20 protein-coding genes and 1 pseudogene are annotated in these 21,672 nt (G+C 72.7%); 14 read left to right on the forward strand and 7 right to left on the reverse strand.

What is annotated here, in order from left to right; genetic code table 11:
* The first annotated feature begins 249 nt into the window (after window positions 1-249).
* Window positions 250-1,050: an SDR family NAD(P)-dependent oxidoreductase gene (locus ETD85_RS21335; RefSeq protein WP_240779279.1), complete on the forward strand. Its 801-nt coding sequence runs from the start codon at window positions 250-252 to the stop codon at window positions 1,048-1,050.
* A gap of 30 nt (window positions 1,051-1,080) precedes the next feature.
* Here ETD85_RS21335 and ETD85_RS21340 read toward each other — a convergent pair whose 3' ends face one another.
* From ETD85_RS21340 to ETD85_RS21355, 4 genes are all read right to left on the reverse strand, one after another.
* The gene (locus tag ETD85_RS21340) at window positions 1,081-1,740 is read right to left on the reverse strand and encodes a response regulator (protein WP_138691516.1); all 660 of its coding nucleotides are present in this window, start codon (window positions 1,738-1,740) and stop codon (window positions 1,081-1,083) included.
* On the reverse strand, window positions 1,737-2,894 hold the full coding sequence (locus ETD85_RS21345; protein WP_138691517.1) for a sensor histidine kinase: 1,158 nt from the start codon (window positions 2,892-2,894) through the stop codon (window positions 1,737-1,739). The genes ETD85_RS21340 and ETD85_RS21345 overlap by 4 nt, the downstream gene beginning before the upstream one ends.
* Window positions 2,891-3,715 carry a CPBP family intramembrane glutamic endopeptidase gene (locus ETD85_RS21350; RefSeq protein ID WP_138691518.1) on the reverse strand — a complete coding sequence of 275 codons (825 nt, stop codon included), beginning with the start codon at window positions 3,713-3,715 and terminating at the stop codon, window positions 2,891-2,893. Before ETD85_RS21350 ends, ETD85_RS21345 begins: the two co-directional genes overlap by 4 nt.
* 194 nt (window positions 3,716-3,909) lie before the next feature.
* Window positions 3,910-4,761, reverse strand: coding sequence for an SDR family NAD(P)-dependent oxidoreductase (locus tag ETD85_RS21355; protein ID WP_138691519.1), 852 nt, complete (start codon window positions 4,759-4,761; stop codon window positions 3,910-3,912).
* Window positions 4,762-4,972: 211 nt separating this feature from the next.
* Here ETD85_RS21355 and ETD85_RS21360 point away from each other — a divergent pair, with 211 nt between their 5' ends.
* The 9 genes from ETD85_RS21360 to ETD85_RS21400 all read left to right on the forward strand — a co-directional run bounded on the left by ETD85_RS21360 (window position 4,973) and on the right by ETD85_RS21400 (window position 15,346).
* On the forward strand, window positions 4,973-5,914 hold the full coding sequence (locus tag ETD85_RS21360; RefSeq protein ID WP_138691520.1) for an RNA polymerase sigma-70 factor: 942 nt from the start codon (window positions 4,973-4,975) through the stop codon (window positions 5,912-5,914).
* A 107-nt stretch (window positions 5,915-6,021) separates the two neighbouring features.
* The gene (locus ETD85_RS21365; RefSeq protein WP_240779280.1) at window positions 6,022-6,918 is read left to right on the forward strand and encodes an alpha/beta hydrolase; all 897 of its coding nucleotides are present in this window, start codon (window positions 6,022-6,024) and stop codon (window positions 6,916-6,918) included.
* Window positions 6,919-6,993: 75 nt separating this feature from the next.
* The gene (locus ETD85_RS21370; protein WP_138691522.1) at window positions 6,994-8,832 is read left to right on the forward strand and encodes an ABC transporter ATP-binding protein; all 1,839 of its coding nucleotides are present in this window, start codon (window positions 6,994-6,996) and stop codon (window positions 8,830-8,832) included.
* A complete protein-coding gene (locus ETD85_RS21375; protein ID WP_138691523.1) occupies window positions 8,829-10,544 on the forward strand; it encodes an ABC transporter ATP-binding protein in 1,716 nt (571 codons plus the stop codon). Before ETD85_RS21370 ends, ETD85_RS21375 begins: the two co-directional genes overlap by 4 nt.
* A gap of 97 nt (window positions 10,545-10,641) precedes the next feature.
* Entirely contained in the window at window positions 10,642-11,262 is a 621-nt protein-coding gene (locus tag ETD85_RS21380) for an L-threonylcarbamoyladenylate synthase (protein ID WP_138691524.1), read from the forward strand.
* A 112-nt stretch (window positions 11,263-11,374) separates the two neighbouring features.
* Window positions 11,375-12,778 carry a hypothetical protein gene (locus ETD85_RS21385; protein WP_138691525.1) on the forward strand — a complete coding sequence of 468 codons (1,404 nt, stop codon included), beginning with the start codon at window positions 11,375-11,377 and terminating at the stop codon, window positions 12,776-12,778.
* 205 nt (window positions 12,779-12,983) lie between these two features.
* A complete protein-coding gene (locus tag ETD85_RS21390; protein ID WP_138691526.1) occupies window positions 12,984-13,928 on the forward strand; it encodes an LLM class flavin-dependent oxidoreductase in 945 nt (314 codons plus the stop codon).
* Window positions 13,925-14,647 carry an alpha/beta hydrolase gene (locus ETD85_RS21395; protein WP_138691527.1) on the forward strand — a complete coding sequence of 241 codons (723 nt, stop codon included), beginning with the start codon at window positions 13,925-13,927 and terminating at the stop codon, window positions 14,645-14,647. Before ETD85_RS21390 ends, ETD85_RS21395 begins: the two co-directional genes overlap by 4 nt.
* A gap of 9 nt (window positions 14,648-14,656) precedes the next feature.
* Window positions 14,657-15,346 (forward strand): winged helix-turn-helix transcriptional regulator, encoded by a 690-nt coding sequence (locus ETD85_RS21400; protein WP_138691528.1) that lies wholly within the window; start codon window positions 14,657-14,659, stop codon window positions 15,344-15,346.
* Window positions 15,347-15,433: 87 nt separating this feature from the next.
* Here the strand turns inward: ETD85_RS21400 and ETD85_RS21405 are convergent, their stop codons facing one another.
* From ETD85_RS21405 to ETD85_RS21415, 3 genes are all read right to left on the reverse strand, one after another.
* Window positions 15,434-15,976, reverse strand: a complete 543-nt coding sequence (locus ETD85_RS21405) for a hypothetical protein (RefSeq protein WP_138691529.1) — start codon at window positions 15,974-15,976, stop codon at window positions 15,434-15,436.
* 73 nt (window positions 15,977-16,049) lie between these two features.
* Window positions 16,050-17,330 (reverse strand): acyl-CoA dehydrogenase family protein, encoded by a 1,281-nt coding sequence (locus ETD85_RS21410; RefSeq protein WP_138691530.1) that lies wholly within the window; start codon window positions 17,328-17,330, stop codon window positions 16,050-16,052.
* A complete protein-coding gene (locus ETD85_RS21415; protein ID WP_138691531.1) occupies window positions 17,327-17,875 on the reverse strand; it encodes a DUF4242 domain-containing protein in 549 nt (182 codons plus the stop codon). Before ETD85_RS21415 ends, ETD85_RS21410 begins: the two co-directional genes overlap by 4 nt.
* Before the next feature lie 147 nt (window positions 17,876-18,022).
* Here ETD85_RS21415 and ETD85_RS21420 point away from each other — a divergent pair, with 147 nt between their 5' ends.
* The 4 genes and pseudogenes from ETD85_RS21420 to ETD85_RS21430 all read left to right on the forward strand — a co-directional run bounded on the left by ETD85_RS21420 (window position 18,023) and on the right by ETD85_RS21430 (window position 21,649).
* Window positions 18,023-18,595, forward strand: a complete 573-nt coding sequence (locus ETD85_RS21420) for a TetR/AcrR family transcriptional regulator (RefSeq protein ID WP_138691532.1) — start codon at window positions 18,023-18,025, stop codon at window positions 18,593-18,595.
* A 97-nt stretch (window positions 18,596-18,692) separates the two neighbouring features.
* Window positions 18,693-19,166 (forward strand): annotated as a pseudogene (locus tag ETD85_RS67890) (ATP-binding cassette domain-containing protein); the annotation flags it as partial.
* A 96-nt stretch (window positions 19,167-19,262) separates the two neighbouring features.
* The gene (locus ETD85_RS21425; protein ID WP_476739301.1) at window positions 19,263-20,834 is read left to right on the forward strand and encodes an ABC transporter substrate-binding protein; all 1,572 of its coding nucleotides are present in this window, start codon (window positions 19,263-19,265) and stop codon (window positions 20,832-20,834) included.
* Complete coding sequence (locus tag ETD85_RS21430; protein ID WP_138691534.1) at window positions 20,831-21,649, forward strand: ABC transporter permease; 819 nt, start codon at window positions 20,831-20,833, stop codon at window positions 21,647-21,649. The genes ETD85_RS21425 and ETD85_RS21430 overlap by 4 nt, the downstream gene beginning before the upstream one ends.
* Window positions 21,650-21,672: the final 23 nt, after the last annotated feature.

The following is a 21,672-nucleotide window of genomic DNA, read 5'->3' on the forward strand; positions in this document are numbered from 1 at the left end:
AGGTGTATAAGAGACCGCCCCTGACCCGCCCCCAGCCGGTGCGCCGGTAGCGGAGGACGCGGGCGGCGCGATATCCGAGCGCCGGCCGGATGCCTGGCTGCGGTACCGCAGGAGCGAAGTGAAGATCACCGTGACGCAGCGCAAGGACTGGCCTGAGATGGTGCGGGCGCTGCGCACCGCGCGCAACAGACATCTAGGGTGGAGGCCACTACGGAAGGGACCGGGCCGATGGCGGGCAGGACGATAGTCGTGACCGGGGCCAGCGACGGCATCGGCCGGGCCGCGGCGCGGGCCCTGAGCGGGCAGGGCGAGAACGTCGTCGTGGTCGGACGCTCGCCCGGCAAGACCGAGGCGCTGGCCCGCGAGCTGAAGGCCACCCACCACGTGGCCGACTTCGCGCGCCTGGCGGAGGTGCGGGCGCTCGCCGCGGCGCTGCTCGACCGCTGTCCGGCGATCGACGTCCTGGTCAACAACGCCGGCGGCATCATGGGGTCACGGACGACGACGGCCGACGGGCACGAGACGACCTTCCAGGTCAACCACCTCGCGCCGTTCCTGCTCACCACGCTGCTGTCCGAGCGGCTGGTCGCCAGCCGCGCCACCGTCATCATGACCTCCAGCATGCTCAACCTGCGGGCCCGCCTCGACCTCGACGATCTCGACCTCCGCCGGAACTACTCGGGCGTGCGGGCCTACTCCAACGCCAAGCTGGCCAACATCCTGTTCACCCGCGAGCTGCAGCGCCGCCACGGTGACGCGGGCCTCAACGCGGTCTCCTTCCACCCCGGCGCCGTCGCCACGAACTTCTCCGACGGCACGGACAGCATGGCCCGCCTGGTGTACCGCACGCCGTTGAAGCGGCTCATGCTCACGCCCGAGCAGGGCGCCGACACCCTCGTCTGGCTGGCCACCTCCGTGCCGGGCGCCGACTGGGTCCCCGGCGGTCACTACGAGAAGCGGCGCACCGCGCCCGTCCACAGGCTGGCCGGCGACGCGGACGCCGCGCGGCGGCTGTGGGAGCGCAGCGAGGAGCTGCTCGCCACCGGCTGAGGCCGGCGACCCGGGACGGCCGGACGACCGTCAGGTCACCAGGCCCTGGCGGTAGGCGTAGACGACGGCCTGGACGCGGTCGCGCAGGCCGAGCTTGGCGAGGATGCGGGACACGAAGGTCTTGACGGTCTCCTGGCTCAGCACGAGGGTCGCGGCGATCTCGCTGTTGGACAGGCCGTCCGCCATGAGGCGGAGGACCTCCAGCTCGCGCGGGGTCAGCGGGATGTCGTGCGCAGTGCCGTCGGCGGGCCGGATGCGGGCGGCGTACCTGCCCACGAGCTGGCGGGTCACCTCGGGGTCCAGCAGCGCCGCGCCCGAGGCCACGGTCCGGATCCCGTGCAGCAGCTGGGCCGGCGGTGCGTCCTTGAGCAGGAACCCGCTGGCCCCGGCGCGCAGTGCCTCGTAGACGTACTCGTCCAGGTTGAAGGTGGTCAGCACGAGCACCTTGACGGGCTGCGGCACCCCGGCGCCGGCCAGCAGGCGGGTGGCCTCGATGCCGTCGAGCACGGGCATGCGTACGTCCATCACCACGACGTCCGGGCGCAGCCGGGCGGCGAGGTCGGCCGCGGCCCGCCCGTCCCCGCATTCACCGGCCACCTCGAGGTCGGGCTGGGCGTCGATGATCGTCACCAGCCCGGTGCGGATCAGCACCTGGTCGTCGCAGACCAGGACCCGGATCGGCGCGGTCACGACGGGTTCCCCGCAGGGATGCGCGCGTGGACGACGAAGCCGCCGCCCGCCCGCCGGCCCGCGCTGAAGTCGCCGCCCAGGACGCCGACCCGTTCGCGGAGACCGGCCAGGCCCCGCCCGCTCCCGCCGGGGGATCCGGCCCGCGCGCCGGGGCCGTCCGTGCTGACCTCCACGGTGATCTCGCTCCGGCCGTGGTGCACCAGGACCGAGGTGCGGCGGCCGTGGGCGTGTTTGAGGGCGTTCGTCAGGGCTTCCTGCACGACCCGGTAGGCCACGAGGTCGGCGCTGCCGGTCGACTCCGCGGGCGTGCCCTCCTCGGTGAACTCCACCGGCTGCCCGGCCCGGCGCGTCTGCTCCACGAGCGTGAGAAGCCTGCCGACGGGCGGCGTCCTGGCCTTGACGCCGTGGTCGGGGTTGAGCAGGTCGAGCAGGTGGCGCAGGTCGGTGATGGCCCGCCGGCCGGTGTCGGTGACGGCGGTCAGGGCCTGGTCGAGACGCTCGGGCGCGGCGGTCAGGTAGCGGGCCGCCTCGGCCTGGATGACCATCGCCGTCACATGGTGGGTCACGACGTCGTGGAGCTCGCGGGCGATGCGGGCGCGTTCGGCGGCGCGGGTGTCCACGGCGACGCGGCGGCGGCGTTCGGCCTCCAGGGCCCGGGTGGAGCGCAGCCACGCCCCGATGCCCCACGCGAAGGCCAGCGCCAGGTAGAACAGCGCGAAGTCGCCCGGCGACTCGGCGCCGGAGCCGGCCACGTACAGCGCGACGGCCAGCGGCACGTACGCCAAGGAGAAGGCCAGCGCGGTGGCGCGCCGGTGCCGTTCCAGCCGGGAGCCCACGCCCAGCAGCGCGATGGGCAGCGCGGTGCCCGCGACCACGTGGTAGCCGCGGAGCTGGTCGACGGCGAAGCCGAGCGCCACCAGGGCCAGGCAGACGACCGGCCACCGCCCCAGGCCGGCCAGCGGCAGGCACTGGAGTGCGATGGCCACGATCGCGAGCGCGTCGAACGGGCGGGCGGGCAGGCCGCCGAGCTGCGTCCCGTAACTGTGCAACGCCGGGATGAGCGACGCGGCCATGAGCAGCAGGCCGCCCATCAGGTATCGGAGCGTGCTGTCGATGCGACGCCACCGCTCCGGGAGCCGCCGAAAGGCGATCATCGGGAAAGTGTAGTGGCGGCGGCGCGCGGGCGTCGGGGCACGATGTTGCCGCGCCGGCGGGCCAGCCAGAGGAACGCGATCGTCATCAGCACGCAGAACACCACCGAGTACAGACTTCCCTCGGGGCCGAAGTCACCACCGGTGATCAGCGCCGGGCCGGACATCGAGGCGTCCAGCAGTCCCTGGTTGGCGCCGTTGCCCGAGACCACGGTGCCGAAGATGGCGGAGGCGGCGAAGTTCCAGCCGAAGTGCACGCCGATCGGCAGCCACAGGCTGCGGGTGGCGGCGTAGGCGGCGGCGAACATGCCGCCGGCCTCCAGCATGATCGCGATGGCGCCCCACAGGCTGGCGTCCGGGTTGAGCAGGTGCGACAGGCCGAACAGCACTGCGGTCACCACCAGCGAGATCCAGGTGCCGAACCGTTCCTCGATGATCCGGAACAGGACCCCGCGAAAGAGCAGCTCCTCCGTCACGGCCGCCACGGCCATGAACCCGAACAGGCCGACCGCCGGCGTCAGCGAGCCCGGGCCGTCCACGTGGTAGTACCCGAGGAAGAAGATGTTCGCGATGACGGCCCCGAACAGCGCGACGCCGATGAGCACGCCCCGGGTGATCGTGGACGCGGCGCCCTTTCCGGCCACCTCCGTGACCGGGCGGTGCTCGGTCCGCCGCACCACCCACCTGTAGACGAGCACCGCGACCACCGACAGCACGATGCCGAGTGCGAAGGTGATCCACGGGTTGTCCCCCATCGCGTTGACGCCCTGGCCACCGATGAAGGCGACCGCGACGACGGCCAGGATCTGCCACACCAGTCTCATGAAGACTCCTTCGTCAGATCCGCGGCCGAAGCGCCGCGGCGGCCTAGACGTTACGGAGCCGGCCGCCCGGAATCGTCACCACACGGTGGACACCTGCGTGTAGCTCGCACGGGGGACAAACCCGCGGGCCGGCCATGGACAGCGCTGGCGCGCTCCGGCGATCGGGTCCGGGGTCGCGCATCGGCTCGCCGGGGTCACCGATCTTCCGGGTCGAGCCGGCCGTGGGCCTGCGCCGAAAGGTCCTGCCAGTCGGCCCAGGTCTTGAGCCGGTCGGCGTAGACCTGCTGGAGCATCGGGTAGAAGCCCTGCCCGAAGAGCACCCGCAGGGGCGGGGCGTCGGAGTCGACGATCTTGAGGAGTGCCTGGGCCGCGGCGGCCGGGTCGCCGGCGGGCTGGCCTCCCGCGACCTCCGCGATGCGCCGGCGCAGGCCGTCGTAGACCGGGTTGGCCTCGGCCATGTGGCCGTTGGCGAGCGGATCGGGGTTCTTGCCCGACCTGGTGGCGAAGCCGCCGGGCTCGACGACGGTCACCTTCACGCCGAAGCCGGCGACCTCCTGGGCGAGCGACTCGTTCAGGGCCTCCAGGGCCCACTTGGAGACCTGGTACGCGCCGCCGAGCGGCATCGCCATGAGCCCGGCGACCGAGGACAGCTGGATGACGTGCCCCGCGCCCTGCTCGCGCAGGTAGGGCAGCGCGGCCTGGATGACCCACAGCGCGCCGAACAGGTTGGTCTCCAGCTGGTCGCGCAGCTCCCGCTCGGTCAGCTCCTCGACCGCGCCGATCTGGGCGTAGCCGGCGTTGTTCACGATGACGTCGAGGCGGCCGAAATGCTCCTTGGCCCGCGTGACGGCCTCGAAGACGGCGGCCTTGTCGGTCACGTCCAGCGCCAGCGGGAGCACCGCATCGCCGTGGGCGGCGGCCAGTTCGTCCAGGCTTTCGGCGTTCCGGGCGGTCGCGGTCACCCGGTCGCCGCGGGACAGCGCGGCCTCGACGAAGTTGCGGCCGAGGCCACGGGACGAACCGGTGACGAACCAGACCTTGCTCATGATGTCTTTCCGTTCTCTCCGCGGTGGCGGTGGTGCGCCGCGCGAGTCGTTCGCGCGGCGTCCTGACGAGAACGAGGCGCCGGTGCCCCGCGGTTTGTGACAGCGCGGGCATGTGACGTGCGCCACCCATCTCGCGGGATGTCACACAGCGGTGAGTGACCTCGTCTCGGGCTTGGAGCACAGCCGAGAGCGAACAAGGCGGGAGCCGGCCATGAACGAACACAGCGAGCCGACGACGGGCGCGGCCGGGTCACCCGCCTGCGACGGCCGGCTGGACGGCGCCACCGAGACGTTCGTCGCCCACCGCAACCTGCTCTTCACCGTCGCCTACGAGATGCTCGGATCGGCGGCCGACGCCGAGGACGTCCTCCAGGAGACCTGGCTGCGGTGGATCAAGGTGGACGTGGCGCGGGTGCACGACCAGCGCGCCTACCTGGTCAGGATCACGACCCGGCGCGCGCTCGACCGGCTGCGGGCCATGAGGCGCCGCAAGGAGGCGTACGTCGGCCCGTGGCTGCCCGAGCCGCTGCTCACCGCACCCGACGTGGCCGAGGACGTCGAGCTCGCCGAGAGCGTGTCGATGGCGCTCATGCTCGTCCTGGAGACGCTGTCGCCGACCGAGCGCGCCGTCTTCGTGCTGCGCGAGGCCTTCGACGTGGGCTACGACGAGATCGCGGCCGCCGTCGGCAAGAGCCCCGCGACCGTCCGCCAGATCGCGCACCGCGCCCGGCGGCACGTCGATGCCCGCCGCCCGCGCGAGGTGGTGCCACCGGGCGAGACCCGGGCGGCGCTGGAGTCGTTGCGGCGCGCGTTCGAGACCGGGGATCTGCAGGGCCTCCTCGACGTGCTCGCCCCGGACGTCGTCCTGGTCAGCGACGGCGGCGGCGTCAGGCGGGCCGCGCCGCGGCCGGTCACCGGCGCGGGCAAGGTGGCCCGCTTCATCGTCGGCGGCACGGGCAAGGCCAGGGTCACGCTCACCGGCGACCCCGCCGTGGTCAACGGCAACCCGGCGCTCGTCCTGCGAGTGGACGGCGAGATCGACGGCGTCATAGCGGTCCAGGTCGAGAACGCCCGCATCACCGGCCTCTACTACGTCCGCAACCCGGAGAAGCTGACCCGCATCGGATCCGAGATCCCGCTCGTCCTGCGCTGAGTGCCACACCCGGCCCGGACGGCACGCGACGATCGGTGTGCGATCAGGGCGGGATGCCCGACGGATGGCGGATGATCCGGAGCACGGCAGCCGGGAGGATGACCGGCATGGATCCCGAACTGGAAGCGTTCATCCCGTTCTTCCCCCGGGCCGACCTCACCGACCCGGTCGCCGACCGTAAGAACTACGCCGACCTGGCCACCGCCAGGCCCGCGCCCGCCCCGGCGGGCATGGAGGTCGAGGACCGCACGGTGCCCGCCGACCCGGACGTGCCGGTCCGGATCTACCGCCCGCACCCAGCGCGCGGCGCCGTCGTCTGGTTGCACGGCGGCGGATTCGTCATGGGCGGCCTGGACACCGAGCACCCGTGGGCCACGCTGCTCGCGGACGGCTCCGGCGCGGTGGTGATCTCGGTGGGTTACCGGCTGGCCCCCGAGCATCGTTTCCCGGCCGCGCTGGACGACGCCTACGCCGTGCTGAACTGGGCGGCGGAGCACGCGGCCGAGCTCGGCGTGGACCCGGGACGGATCGCGGTCGGCGGCCACAGCGCCGGCGCGGGGATCGCGGCCGCGGTGGCGTTGCGGGCGCGGGACGAGCAGGGCCCGCCGGTCCGCTTCCAGCTGCTCAACCAGCCCCAGCTCGACGACCGGCAGGAGACCTGGTCGGCGCGGAGCTTCACTGACACGCCCTGGTTGACCCGCGCCAAGGTGGCCGCGATGTGGGGGCACTACCTGGGCTCCACGCCGGCCACGCCGTACGCCGCCCCGGCGCGGGCCGCCGACCTGTCCGGCCTGCCGCCCGCCTACGTCGCCACCGCCGAGTTCGACCCGAACCGCGACGAGGACATCCTCTACGCGCTGCGCCTGCTGCAGTCGGACGTTCCGGTCGAGCTGCACCAGTGGCCCGGCACGTTCCACGGCTCGCAGGCGATCCAGTCCGCCGAGGTGTCGCAGCGGCAGATCGCCGAGCTCGGCCACGCCCTGCGCCGCGTCCTGGCCGGCTGAGACGGGGGCCGGGCCGGCCGGACGCCCGCGCGCGGAGCCGGGCGCCGCGACGAGATCGACGAAGACGGGAGAACGATGACCACCACCGACCTCGCCCAGGCGAGGGAGCAGTCCACACCACCGCCGGACACCGCGTCCACGACGGGGCAGAGCCTGGCCGGGCTGCTACGCCCGCACGCATGGAGTTTCGCCGCCGTGATCGTCTTCCAGGTGATCGGCGCCCTGGCGGGTCTGGCGCCGCTGCTGGCGGTCGTCGAGCTGGGCCGGACGCTGCTGTCGCCCGGCCCGGTCGATCACGACCACGTGTGGTTCGTCGTGCTCGCGGGAGCGGCCGGCCTGTTCGTCCGGCTGCTGTTCACGGCCTCGTCGTCCGGCATCGGGCATCTGCTCGACGGCCAGGTGCAGCTGTCGTTCCGCAGGCAGCTGGCCGCGCGGCTCGGGCGCGTGCCGATCGGCTGGTTCGCCCGGCGCCGGACCGGCGAGCTGGCCAAGGTGGTGGGAGATGACGTGAGCGCCGTGCACCCGTTCATCGCCCACACCCCCGGTGAGCTCATCTCCGCGTTCGTGGTGCCGCTGGTGTCGCTGGTCTACCTGTTCACCGTCGACTGGCGGCTGACGCTGATCACGCTGATACCGGTGGCGCTGGCCGTGGCGCTGGTCCCCCTGATGATGACCCCGGCCAGGCTGCGCGAGCAGCAGGAGTTCGACGGCGCCATGGGACGGATCGCGAGCTCCGTCGTCGAGTTCGTCCAGGGGATCTCGGTGGTCAAGGCGTTCGGCGGATCCGGTCGCGCCCACCGCGCGTTCCTCACGGCCGTGGACGATTTCACCGGCGTCTTCTCCCGGATGGTGCACGGCATCTCCGGGATCGGCGCGGGCATGCAGGTGGCGCTGTCGCCGCCGTTCGTGCTCCTGGTGGTGCTGATCGGCGGGACGGCCCTGATCGCGTCCGGTGGCCTGGCCCCGGCCGACCTGCTGCCCTTCCTGCTGCTCGGGCTGGGCCTGACCGCTCCGGTGGCGGCCCTCGGCCACGGCTTCGACGAGCTGCAGGCCGCGCGGCGCGCGGTCGGCCGGATCCGGGACGTGCTCGGGGTGCCGTCGCTGCCCGAGCCCGCGCGGCCGGTCGCGCCGCGAGGCCACCGGGTGGAGCTGCGTGACGTCCGGTTCGCCTACGACGACGGCCGCGAGGTGCTGCGCGGGATCGACCTGGTGCTCGAACCGGGGACGGTCACCGCGATCGTGGGGCCGTCGGGCAGCGGGAAGTCCACGCTGGTGCAGTTGCTGCCGCGCTTCTTCGACCCGACCCACGGCTCGGTCGTCCTGGGCGGCGCCGACCTGCGCGACATCGGCAGCCGGGAGCTCTACCGGACGGTCTCCTTCGTCTTCCAGGAGGTCCGCCTGCTGCGCGCCTCGGTCGCCGACAACATCGCGCTGGCGGTGCCGCACGCCGGCCGCGACGAGGTGATGCGCGCCGCCCGGCTGGCGAACGTCCACGACCGCGTTCTCGAGCTGCCGCGCGGATACGACTCGGTGATCGGCGAGGACGCCGGGCTGTCGGGAGGCGAGGCCCAGCGGATCTCGCTCGCCCGCGCGCTGCTGTCCGCCGCGCCCGTTCTGGTGCTCGACGAGGCGACCGCCTTCGCCGACCCGCACACCGAGCGGGCGGTGCGCCGGGCCCTGGCGACGCTGACCGGCGATCGGACGATCCTGGTCATCGCCCATCGCCTGGAGACGGTCGCCGACGCCGACACCGTCGTGGTGCTGGAGAACGGGTCGATCGCCGAACGCGGCAGGCCCGCCGAGCTGCTGGCGCAGGGCGGGAAGTTCGCCGCGTTCTGGCGATCCCACCGGTCGGCGACCGCCGGCGAGCCCGAGACCCACCCTGACCAGTTGCGAGGAGACCAGCCCCGATGATCCGAATGCTGCTGCGCGTGCTGGGCCACGAGTACGCCCGGCCGGTGCGCCGCACCGTGGCCCTGATGACGACGACCGCGATGACCGAGGGTTTGTCCTACGCCCTGCTGGTTCCCGTGCTGCGGGCGCTGTTCGGGAGCGATCCCGCAGCCGCCTGGCCCTGGCTGATCGCGTTCGGGGCCGCGGTCGCGGTCTACGCGGCGCTGCGCTACTACAGCGATCTGTCCGGGTTCCGGGTCGGGATCGCGCTGTTGCGCGGCATGTATCGCCGGCTCGGCGGCCATCTGGCCCAGCTGCCCATCGGCTGGTACGACGCCCGTCGCGTCGGGGAGGTGTCGGTCCTGGCCAGCGAGGGCGTTCTGCAGGCGATGAGCGTGATCGCGCATCTGCTGGCGCCGTTCATCTCCGCCTGCGTGACGCCGCTGACGATCGTGGCCGTGATGCTCGCCTTCAACTGGCAGCTGGGGCTGGCCGCGCTGGCCGCCGTCCCGGTCGTGGCGGCGATCCAGGTCTGGACGGCACGCTCCACGGCGGCCACCGACGCCGAGCGGCACGAGCGCGACCAGGAGGCCACCGGGCGCGTCATCGAATATCTCCAGGCCCAGCCGGTGCTGCGGGCCGGCGGCCGGACGGGCGAGCGCTTCACGTTGCTCGACGACTCGCTCAGGGAGGTCCAGCGGGCGTCCCGGCGTACCGTGCTGGCCACGCTGCCCGGCGTGGTGGGCCTGACACTCGCGGTGCAGGCGATCTTCGCCGGGTTGCTGGTGCTGGGCGCGTACCTGGCGCTCGGCGGGGACATCGGGGCGGCGGAGCTCCTGGCGATCCTGGTGCTCGCCGCCCGCAGCGCGGATCCGCTGCTGTCGCTGTCGGACATCGGGGGCAAGGTACGTGGCGCGCGGTCGGAGCTGGCGAGGCTCGACACGGTGTTGCGCACCGAGCCGCTGCCGGAGGCTCGCGAGCCGATCGAGCCGGCAGGCCGTGACCTGGAGTTCGACTCCGTCGTCTTCCGGCACGGCGACCGTACGGTGATCGACGGGGTGTCGTTGTCCGTGCCGGAGGGGCAGCGGCTCGCCGTGGTCGGGCCGTCGGGCTCGGGCAAGAGCACGTTGCTGCAGCTGCTCGCCCGCTTCTACGACGTGGACGCGGGCGCGGTGCGCGTGGGAGGCGTGGACGTGCGCGCGATCGGCACCGAGGTGCTGATGGCGCGGATCGCCGTCGTCTTCCAGGACGTCTATCTCTTCGACGGCACGATCGAGGAGAACGTACGGCTCGGCCGTCCCGGCGCGAGCGAGGCCGAGGTGCGGGCCGCGGCGAGCGCGGCGCGGCTGGACGACGTGATCGAGCGGCTGCCCGGCGGGTGGGCGGCGAATGTCGGCGAGGGCGGCGCGCTGCTGTCGGGCGGTGAGCGCCAGCGGGTCTCGATCGCGCGGGCGCTGCTGAAGAACGCGCCCATCGTGCTGCTGGACGAGGTGACCTCCGCGCTGGACCCGGTGAACGAGGCGGCCGTCCACGACGGCATCGAGCGCCTGATGGCGGGCCGTACGGTGGTGATGGTCGCGCACCGGCTGCGGACCGTCCGGCGCGCCGATCGCATCGTCTTCCTGGACGGCGGCCGGATCGTGGAGGCTGGCGACCACGACGAGCTGCTGCGCCGCGACGGCCGCTACGCCGAGTTCTGGCACGCCTCCCTGGCACCGGTCGTGCGGGAATGACCCCGGCGGGCACCTGACGATGCTCCGGGCCTGCCCGTGGTGGACTCGCGGGGGTCGCGTGTCATGCGACGGAGCATCCGCTTCTAAGATCCGAGGTGTGGCGAGATACGTTGATCTGCATCCGGACAATCCCCAGCCTCGACTGATCAGTCAGGTCGTCGACTTACTGCATGCGGACGGGCTGATCGCGTACCCGACGGACTCCTGCTACGCCCTGGGGTGCCGGCTGGGCAACAAGGAGGGCATCGACCGGATCAGGGAGATCCGCAGCCTCGGCGCCGAGCACCACTTCACCCTGATCTGCCGAGACTTCGCCCAGTTCGGGCAATTCGTTCATGTGAGCAATGCGCTGTTCCGCCTGGTCAAGGCGGCGACTCCCGGCGGTTACACGTTCATCCTGCCCGCGACCAAGGAGGTGCCGCGGCGGTTGCTGCACCCCCGCAAGAAGACGGTCGGCGTCCGGATCCCCGACCACGTCGTCACCCAGGCGCTGCTGGCCGAGCTCGGCGAACCGCTGCTGTCGAGCACCCTGCTGCTGCCCGACGAGAGCGAGCCCCTGACGCAGGGCTGGGAGATCAAGGAACGGCTCGACCACGTGGTGGACGCCGTCATCGACTCCGGCGAGTGCGGCGCCACCCCGACGACCGTCATCGACTGCTCGCAGGGCGAGCCCGAGATCCTGCGCCGTGGCACGGGAGACCCGTCACTCTTCGAGTAGGCATCGCGCCTCGATCACCTCGTCCGGCCCGGAGGCATGCGACATACCGGCCGCATACCCACGCTCATTACGCTGACGGACCTGTCCTTGATCATGTTCGAAGGAACTCCTGGTGATCCGTCTCGCGCTCATGACCGTCTTCGCCGTGCTGCTGCCGGTGATCCCCGGTGCGTCCCACGCCGAGGTGCCTCCCGTGATGGGCACGGCGGGCAACCTCATCCGGGAGGAGGAGCCGCGCGCCGACGGGATCAGGCATGTGGACACCAAGGCGATCATCGCGGGGCTGACGGCGCTCCACGCGGACACTTACGTCTATCCGATGGCCGGTGACAACGTGCACTGGACCGACCTGCGTGACGAGTTCCTGCCGGCGGCCCAGCAGGCCGGGATCCGCGTGTGGGTGCTGGTGTACACGCCGAGCCAGTCCTGCTGCGTCTCCCGGCCGTTCAAGCACGACTACGTCGCGTGGTCCCGCGAGATCGCCACCCTGGCGAAGAGCTTCCCGAGCCTGGCCGGCTGGACCGTGGACGACTACGCCTACGACCTCAAGACGTTCACCCCCGCCTACGTCGGCCAGATGCGGGCGGCGGCCAAGGCGATCAGCCCCGCGCTGAAGTTCGTCCCGACCGTCTACTACAGCCAGTTCACCGACGCGTTCATCGCCGAGCAGATCCCGCTGCTCGACGGGGTGATCTTCCCCTTCCGCGACGAGCCGCACCGGGACACCTCCTGGACGTGGAGCCTGTCGTCCCAGGTCAAGCAGCTCGCCGCGCGTCTCCCCGGCACCGACGTCTACCTCATGCCCTACGCCCATCCGCTGAGCACCGCCGCCCAGAAGCCGACGGTCTCCTACGTCGAGGCGGTCACCAAGAAGGCGATCGAGCACGTACGCGCCGGGGAGCTCGCCGGGGTCCTGCAGTACAAGCTCCCGTTCGTGTCCCGTGACCAGAACTGGACGCGTCCCGCGACCGACAACCTGGCCCGCACGGGCGGCGGACGGCTGAGCTTCGTCGTCCAGACCGGCACGCCCACCACGGCGGGGATGTCCTGCGGGGCGACACGGACCGCGCAGCTGACGCCGGGTGCGGCCAAGCGCGCGGTGAGCTTCTGGCACCGGGACACCCGCGGATCCACGAGCCCGGCGGGGTATCACCGCAAGCAGCTCCTGCTCGACGGCAAGGTGGTCTGGGACCGGGACGTCGCCGCCGATCCGCAGGACACCTGGCAGCGGGTGACGGTCGATCTGGCGGCCGAGCCGGCCGGGGCGACCAGCGTGGCGCTGCAGTGGCGGCTGTCCGAGCGCAAGGGTGTGAGCAACTACTTCGTCGACGTGAGCGTGGACGACATCACGCTCACCGGCCTGACGCTGAGCGACCCCGGCGTGGAGAACGCCACCACCTGGACGGCCGGCCTGGCGCGCAAGGGCGGCCCGGTCTACTGCTCCGCCCAGGTCTACCACCCGAACTACGGCGCCGACCTCGGCACGCGCCTGGCCGGGCTGTACGCCGCCAGGTAGCCACAGACCCCGCCGTCGCGCCGGGCGGCCGGCGCGACGGCGGTCCGTTCTCACGCCCCATCGAGGTCCTGTCCGGCGCGGCATCGGGACCGGCACCATGACCGAGGACTGCACCGCCATAGTTTCCTGAAAATGAACCTCTAACTTCAAAAATAGGAAGTTAGCCTCTAGGATCGGTGCCCTGACCACCGAGAGAGGCGACCGCATGGCTCCGTTGAAAATCGGCTACCTGCTGCCGACGCGTGATCAGGCCGTCCGCGGCGACCACGAGCCGAAGCAGCTGGTCGACCAGGCACGCCGCGCCGAATCACTGGGCCTGGACTCCGTCTGGGCCGGCGACAGCCCCGTGACCAGGCCACGCGCCGACCCCATGCTCCTGCTGGCGGCCGTGGCCGTCGCCACCCGGCGCATCACGCTCGGGACCGCGGTGTTACTGCCCGCGCTGCGCCACCCGATCCTGCTGGCGCACCAGCTCGCCACCTTGGACCAGCTCTCCGGCGGCCGCCTGATCGCCGGCATGGGCGGCGGATTCCCCATTCCCGCCACCGAGGCCCAGTTCGCCGCGGTGGGGGTCGACTTCCGGCGGCGCATCAGCCGCCTGGAGGAATCGATCGAGGCGATGCGCCGGCTGTGGAGCGCGGAGGAGGTCTCCTTCACCGGACGGCACTTCGACTTCCGCGACGTGCGGCTGGCCCCCGCGCCGGCCCGTCCCGGCGGGCCGCCGATCTGGCTGGCGGGAAGCGGCGAACCGGCGCTGCGGCGGGTGGCGCGGCTGGCCGACGGCTGGCTGCCCTATCCGCCCTCCGTCCACGAATATGCCCGCGACCTGGCCGTCGTCCGGCAGGAGACGGTACGTCCGCTCACCCCCGCGCTGTACGCGACGCTGTGCCTGGACGAGGACTCCGAGCGGGCACGCGAGCGCCTGCGGACCAGCATCGAGCGTTACTACAACGCGCCGCTGGAGGCGGTCGAGACCATCCAGGCCATGTTCGCCGGCACGCCGTACGAGGCCGCCGGCTGGGTCAACGCCTACACCGCCGCCGGAGCCCGCCATGTGGTGATCCGCCTGGCCACCGATGACCACCACGCGGGGCTGGAGGAGTTCGCCGACCGCGTCCTGCCCCTGATCCACGCGGAAGGACGCCGATGACCACGTTCGTCCTCGTACATGGCGCCTGGCACGGCCCCTGGGCCTGGGACCGGCTCACCCCGTTCCTGCACCGGGCGGGGGTGCGCACCATCACCCCCGCCCTCACCCTGAACAGCGACATCGGGCTGCACGAGCATGTCGAGGAGGTCCGCACGGCCCTCGACGCCGTGGCCGGCGACACCCGGGCAGACGGTACGCGGGACGATGTGGTGCTGGTCGGGCACAGCTACGCGGGCCTGGTCGTCCGGCAGGCGGCCGATCTGCGGCCCGAGCTGGTGGACCACGTCGTCCTGGTGGAGGGGTGGGCCGGTGGCGACGGCGCCGGCATGTTCGGCCTGGCGCCCGAGTCCTTCGTCCACGCCATCCAGGCCGCCGCCCGTACCAGTGCGGACCACCAGGTCCCCGCCCCGGCCCCGGCGATGTTCGGCATCACCGACCCCGGCGACGCGGCCTGGCTCGCCCCGCGGCTGCTGCCCCAGCCGCTGCGCACCTTCACCGAGACGACCCGGCTGAGCGGGGCCGTCGACCGGATACCGGGCACGGGCATCTACTGCCGGCCGCAGACCTTCGCCTTCGACCGGTTCGCCGCGGCGATCGGCTACCGGCCCGTCGCCCTGGACGGCCCGCACGACGTGATGCTCACCCACCCCGAGGAGCTGGCCCGGCTGATCCTGGAGGCCCACGCCCGCCAGTTCAATAACGAGAAGCTGCCAAATTAGAATGTTGAAGTGGAGCAGCGAACCTACAACCAGTACTGCGCGACCGCGCGCACCCTCGACCTCGTCGGGGAACGCTGGACCTTGCTACTCGTCCGCGAGCTGCTGACCGGCCCCAAACGCTTCGGCGACCTCCAGCACAGCCTGCGCGGCCTGGGCACCGGCCTGCTGGCCGCACGGATGAAGCACCTCGAACGCGAAGGGCTGGTTCGCAAGGTCACCCTCCCGCCACCGGCCCGCACCCCCGCCTACGCCCTCACCCAGGCCGGCGAGGAGCTCGGCCCCGTCGTGCTGGCCATGGCCCGGTGGGGCCTGAAATGGGCGATGGGCGAGCCCCTCGAACAGGAGACCTTCCACCCCGGCTGGGGCGTGCTCGGCCTCAGAGCGTGCTTCGACGCCGAGGCGGCCGCCGGCCTGCACGCCCTGTACGAGTTCCGCGTCGGGGAGGAGATCTTCCACGCCCGCATAGACGACGGCGCCATCGAAACGGTGCACGGCCCGGCCCAGCACCCCGACGTGGTCATCACGATCGGCGACGAGGTCTTCCGCGATCTCGTCGCCAGCCGGTCGACCCTCGCCGAAGCGCTCGGCGACGGCACCGCCTCCGCCTCGGGCGACCAGGAGGCCCTGCGCCGGCTGCACCAGCTCTTCCGGCTCCCCCACCCGCAATCCCGATCAGCGGCACCAGCCCCCGCCGAGTGAAACCGGCACCACCGGCTCGGGATCCCCGGTCACCCGGGGAGGTCCCCTCCGGGCGACCCGGCTGCCCTGCCGGGTTTCCGTGCCCGCTCAACCCATGGCGGGCTCGTCCCAGAACGGCGGGACGAACGCGCCCTCGCGGCACGTCACCACCTTTCCGTCGAGGACGCTGAGCAGCTCGGGCTCATCGTGCTCGTACCAGCGCTGGTAGCCGAAGAAGGACTCGTTCTCGTGCAGCCGGGCGGCCAGCCAGCCGAGCAGCCCGGCCACCTCGGCATGCCCGTCAGGGTGGATCTCCCAGCGGCAGGTCAGCGCCCAGCGTCCGTCGCCGTGGTCATCCGCGCGCACCAGGATCGAACACCCGGCACCGGGAATCTTCGTGGCCGCGTACGGCGAGCCGTCCTCCCACGCCGGTCGCGGGAATTCCTTGATCACCCAGTTGCCGCTCTCGTCGCGCGCCGGCACCTGCTCGTCGTCCAGCAGATCGAGAACCTCGTTGACGATGATCGTCTGCTCTGTGATGTGCTCGGGCCGCGGGCCGAGGCCCAGGTGCCAGCGCAGCTCGGCGAGCTCGGTCTCGGGCAGGTCGCCCCGCAGGTCCATCGCGACCATGAGTTCGTGAATGTCAGACACGGCAGCACCGTACCGACGCGTGCCGACAAACGGGCGGCCCGTACCAGCACGTCCCGGACGTCGGCTCAAGCGATCATCTTTGCCCGTCCAGGACGGGCAGGACGGGCAGGCCGGAGCGGTGGACGTCCTTTCCGGCCCGGCCCAGCTCCCAGCGCAGCTGGGTCTCGCTCGGCGACTGCACCGGGAGGAACGCCGCCTCGCGCAGCCGCCGGTTGACCGGGCTGTCGGTGGCGTAGCCGCGCCCGCCGCTCGCGGTCGCCTCCAGTCGGGTGGCCGCGAGGGTGAGCTGGGCGGCGTCGTACCGCAGCCGCGTGACCTCGTGGGGGTCGGCGGCGGCGGGCGCGCGCTGCGCCCGCCGCGCCTGCTCGGCGACCCCGGCCAGACCCGCCGTCAGCTCCTCCAGGTCGGGGCCGAGCACGGCGCCCTCGCCCTTGATGATCCCGCGCGTCTCGTCCGTGGCCCGGCCCGCCAGTCCCAGGCAGAACGCGGTCTGCAGCAGCAGGAGCACGGGGCGGGCCCGCCGGACGAACGCGGCCAGGTCGTCGGTGACGACGTGGGCGGCGTCGACCCGGGCGGCGGACAGGGTGATCGAGGACGAGGCGGTCGCGTTGAGCGCCAGCAGCCGCTTGGGCGGGGCGACCGTGACGCCCGGGTCGCCGACGCGGACGACCGCCACGATGCGCTCCGAGCCGTCGCCGATCCGGGCGGGCAGCACGACCGCCGCGCCGGGGACCAGGTTGGAGGCCCACCTGATCGGGCCGTCCAGCCGGAACCCGCCGGCGTGCGGCGTCGCGACGACGGGCACGGTCCGCATGCCGGACATCTCCTGGAGGGCGGCGGCCATCGCGGTGGAGCCGACTTCGGTGCCCGCCGCTAGGCCGGCCCGCAGGAGCCCGAGCGGCGTGTCGCGGCCGGCCTCCCGCAGGTACTCGATCACCATCCGGTGCGCCCAGAAGGAGAAGGCGGAGCTCAGGCACTCGGCGGCGATCAGCTCGATGAGCTGCGCGACCTCGGTGACACCGGTGTCGCCCGGCCCGGCGTCCAGGGCGAGCAGCTCCCGGCGACCGAGATCACGCAGCAGGCCGCACGGATCGCTCACGCCGCCCCCGCCGAGGTAAGCGGCCGGCGGGCCGGTCACGCCGCCGCCGGCCCTCGCAGCCGGCGAGCCAGTCGGGCCGGCCGCAAGGCCGTCAGTCGTCGCGGCCTGCGAGCCGGTCATGCCGGCCGCAACGCCGTCGGCGGCAGCGGCCGGCGGGCCGGCGGCACCGCCGTCCACCGTTGCGGCTCGGTCGGCGATGTGGGCCAGCAGTTCGGGCAGGTGCCGCCGCCAGGCGGGCGCCGTCGTGCCGGTCACTCCGTCTCCCCGCCCGGTCCGCGGTCGAGCGCGTAGAGGCGGCTGACCGGGGTGGACACCGCCTCGCGCGCCCGCCGTACGGCGGACTCGCCGGGACCGTCGTACAGGCACAGGCACTTGCTCGTGTCCTCGCGCACATAGGTGCGCAGGAAGCTCACCTCGGGCACTTTCGCGTACAGCGGCGCCTTGGCCTTCTTGCGGGCGAGATAGTCCTCCATCCCGATGTCCGCGGGAATGTCCCACTCCACCAGGTAGTCGACCGTCCGCTTCGCGGCCTTGACCTCCTCGATGCCGGCGCCGACGAGCCGTACCTCGTCCGGCCCGGCGATCGAGGAGATCCCGGGCAGGGCCTCCCGGTCGAGGCTCAGGCCGGCGCACGAGCCGGCCTCGATGACGACGTACACCCGGGACAGGTCCCCCGTCACCTGGGACTCGATCAGCTCGCCGCCGAGTGCGGCGGCCTGCCGGCCGACTTCGGAGATGGCGGCCTCGACGGCGGATCGGTCGGCGGTCGTCGCGGTCAGTTCGATCAGATAGAGCGCCACAGGGCCTCCAGTCGTCGGTGCACCCCGGCCCGTGCGTGGCGGGGCCGGTGTGGCGTCGGAGCGTGCAACAAGGTCGAAGCATAAAACAGATCTGTCTGATCGGGAATACTAGAGCATCGTCAGCGCCGCCCGGCGTACACTCCTCGGATGGCCGACCTCACCTCCATCCGCCCAGCCGACCGCCTGCTGGACGCCGCCACCCGGCTGTTCACCCTGCTGGGCATCCGCGCGGTGGGCATCGACCAGATCGTCGCCGAGGCCGGGGTCGCCAAGTCGAGCCTGTACCAGGCGTTCGGCTCCAAGGAGGCTCTCGTCGTGGCCTATCTCGAACGCCAGGACGCCGCCGACCGGGCCGCGTACCGCGCCGCGGTGACCGGGGTCGGCGACGGCACCGCGCGGGTGCTGACCTCGTTCGACCTGGCCATCGCCGGCGCGGGACGGCGTTCCTACCGTGGCTGCCTCTACCTCAACGCCGCCACCGAGTTCCCCGACGCCGGCCACCCGGTGGGCGAGGCGGTCGAGGCGCACCGCGCCTGGGTGCGCGCCCGGTGGTCGGAGGCGCTCGGCGAGCCCGGCCCCGAGCGCGACTCACTGGTCGAGCGGATCCAGATCCTGTACGACGGCGGCATCGCCGGGGTCAAGTGCGCCCGCTCGACGGCGCCGATCGTCCTGGCCCGCGCGATGGCGGCCGAACTCCTCGCCACAAACCCCTCTCGATAAAAACCTTCCTGTCTGGTAGGTTTTGCGGCCAACGGCGGTTCGCCCTGCTCTGGGGACCGCCTGCCCACCCACCGTGCCGCGTTCTGGGGACAGCCCTATGCCACAGAAGATCGCCGAACTGGCCGCCGTCAGTGTTCGCTACGGGGAGCACGACGCTCTGTCCGGCATCGACCTGCAGATCGAACAAGGCGAGCTCTTCGCCCTCGTCGGACCGTCGGGAGCCGGGAAGTCGACCCTGCTGCGGGTGCTGTCGGGCCTCCAGGCACCCACGTCGGGCGCCGTGCGCCGCCCCGATGACGACGGCGGCGCGACCCGCTCGGTCTTCCAGTACCCGCACCTGCTGCCGTGGCGGACCGTCGCGCGCAACGTGCGCCTCGGCCTGGAGTACCGCGCCAACGGCGGGCACTGGCTCCGCGGTAAGGAGGCCGCCGACCAGCGGGTGCGCGAGGTCCTGTCCGATCTCGGCATCGGCGGGCTGGCCGGCCGCTACCCCGCGCAGCTCTCGGGAGGCCAGGCCCAGCGGGTCGCGGTGGCCCGCGCGGTCGTCGCCGGCCCCTCCCTGCTCCTCCTCGACGAGCCCTTCGGCGCGCTCGACCCCCTCACCCGGGCCGACCTCCAGGACTGGCTGCGTTCGGTGCACGCGAGGCTCGGCCTGTCCACGGTGCTGGTGACCCACGACCTCGACGAGGCGCTGTACCTCGGCGACAGGATCGGCCTCCTGCACACCGGGGGCCGCCCCCTGGAGGTGGTGACCTCCCCGGTGACGCGCCGCGAGCAGCTCACGGACGGCTCGGCCCGGAGGGAGCTGCTCGCTCGTTTCAGCTCCCCGGCCGAACGCGCCGCGCTGAGCGGCCACGACGGTCCTGAACGCGGCTCCCCCACGACGCTCGGAAACGCCAAGCTCGGAAACGCGAAGCTCGGAAACGCGGAGCCCGAAAGCCCTGGGGCCGGAAGCGCAGAGCCCGGAAACGCGGAGACCGAAAGCGCCGGGGCCGGGGCCGGGGCCGGGAGGGCGCGGACGCGGCGGGAGGCGCTGACCATCACCGGGGCGCTCGCCCTGCTCACCGCCCCCGTCGTCGGCTCGATGCTGACCTCCGGCGACCGGGCCGGCGCCACCGCCACCACCGCCGGAGCCAACCCGGGAGCCACCGCCGGAACCACCGCCGGAACCACCGACGCCAGGGCCGCGACCCTGCGCATCGGCTACCTGCCCATCACCGACGCCGCCCCGCTGCTGCTGGCCCACGACTCCGGCCAGTTCGGCAGGCGCGGCATCACCACGCCCGCGCCCGTCCTGTACCGGGGCTGGGCCCCGCTCGTCGAGGCGCTCCAGGGCGGCAACGTGGACATCGTCCACCTGCTGATGCCGCTGGCGATCCAGCTCCGCTACGACGCCAAGGTGCCGGTGAAGGTGCTGGCCTGGAACCACGCGAACGGCTCGGCCCTCACCGTCGCCAAGGACGTCGGGCGCGTGGAGGACCTGGCCGGCACGAAGGTCGCGATCCCCGCGTGGTTCTCCGTGCACAACGTGGTGCTGCAGAAGCTGCTGCGCAAGGCGGGCATCACCCCCGTGCTCGACACCGTGCCGAGCGCCCGCGCGCGTACGACCCAGCTCGTCGTGATCCCCCCGGCGGACATGCCCACGGCGCTGCAGTCGGGCTCCATCTCCGGCTACATCGTCGCCGAGCCGTTCTGCGCGGCGGCCGAGGTGCTCGGGATCGGGAAGATCCTGCGCTTCACCGGCGACGTGTGGAAGGACCACGCCTGCTGCGTCACGGTCGTCCGCGAGGACCTGGTGCGCGACCGGCCGGACGTGGCGCAGCGGGCCGCCGAGGCGATCATCGCCGCGCAGCTCGCCATCAGGGGCGACCGCGAGGGGTCCGCCCGCCGGCTGTCGGAGGGCCGCTACCTCCCGCAGCCGCTGCCCGCGCTGGAGCGGACCTTCACCGCGCGCCCCGACCCGGCCTACGTGTCGTCCGGCGCCATCCGGCATCCCGAATGGGATTCGCGGCGCATCGACTTCCAGCCCCATCCCTATCCCAGCTACACCGGCGAGCTCGTACGCGCGATGAAGGAGACGGTCGTGGACGCGAACGTGGCCTGGCTCGATGACCTCGATCCCGCGGAGGTGCACGGCGACCTGGTCGCCACCGGCATCTCCGCGGCGGCACTCGACGCCACGGGCGGGCTGACGGCCTTCGGCGCCGCCAGGGTGCGCACGGAGATCGTCGAGCCATGAACGCATCGGTCGACACTCTGAGGCGCGGCGAGCGCCGGACCTCCTCCCCTGCGCCGGACGCGCGGCGCCACCGGCCGGCGGCGTGGGCGGCCTGGCGGGTGGCCGTGGTGATCCTGGTGATCCTGCTCTGGGCGCTCATCGCGGACGTGCTCTTCGCCGGCAACGCCGTACTGTCCCGCATGGGGCCGGTCTCGGCGATCGGCGCGCTGGCCGGGATGCTGGGCGAGGACTTCACGCTCTCGGCGATCAGCGTGTCGCTCGGGCGGCTGCTGTCCGGCCTGCTGATCGCGACGGTGCTCGGCGTGCCCCTGGGGCTGCTGTTCGGGTCCAGGGCGCTGGTGGAGTACGCCACCGCCCCGGTCGTCCAGTTCCTGCGCATGACCTCCCCGCTCGCCTGGGCCCCGCTCGTCATCGTCCTGCTGGGCTCGGACGACGCTCCCGTGATCACCCTCATCGCGCTGGCCGCGCTATGGCCGATCGTGCTCGGGGTGTCGTCGGGCACGCGGGCGCTCGACCCCGGCGCGGCGCTCGTCGCCCGCTCGCTCGGGGCGACCCGGTGGGAGCTGGTCCGCAGCACGATCATCCCCGGGCTGGCCGGGCCGCTGCGGACCGCGCTGCGGGTGGCCCTCGGCATCGCCTGGGTGGTGCTGGTGCCCGCCGAGATGTTCGGCGTCTCCAACGGGCTCGGGTACGCGGTGCTGAACGCCCGCGACAACCTCGACTACGAGCGGCTGGCGGCGACGATGCTGCTCATCGGGGCGGTCGGCTTCCTGCTCGACCGGCTGCTCAGCGGAGGCCGCGCCGAGCGCCGCTGATCCTTCCGGCAAAACGATCGCCC

The organism is Nonomuraea zeae (assembly GCF_005889725.1).
GTDB lineage: Bacteria > Actinomycetota > Actinomycetes > Streptosporangiales > Streptosporangiaceae > Nonomuraea > Nonomuraea zeae.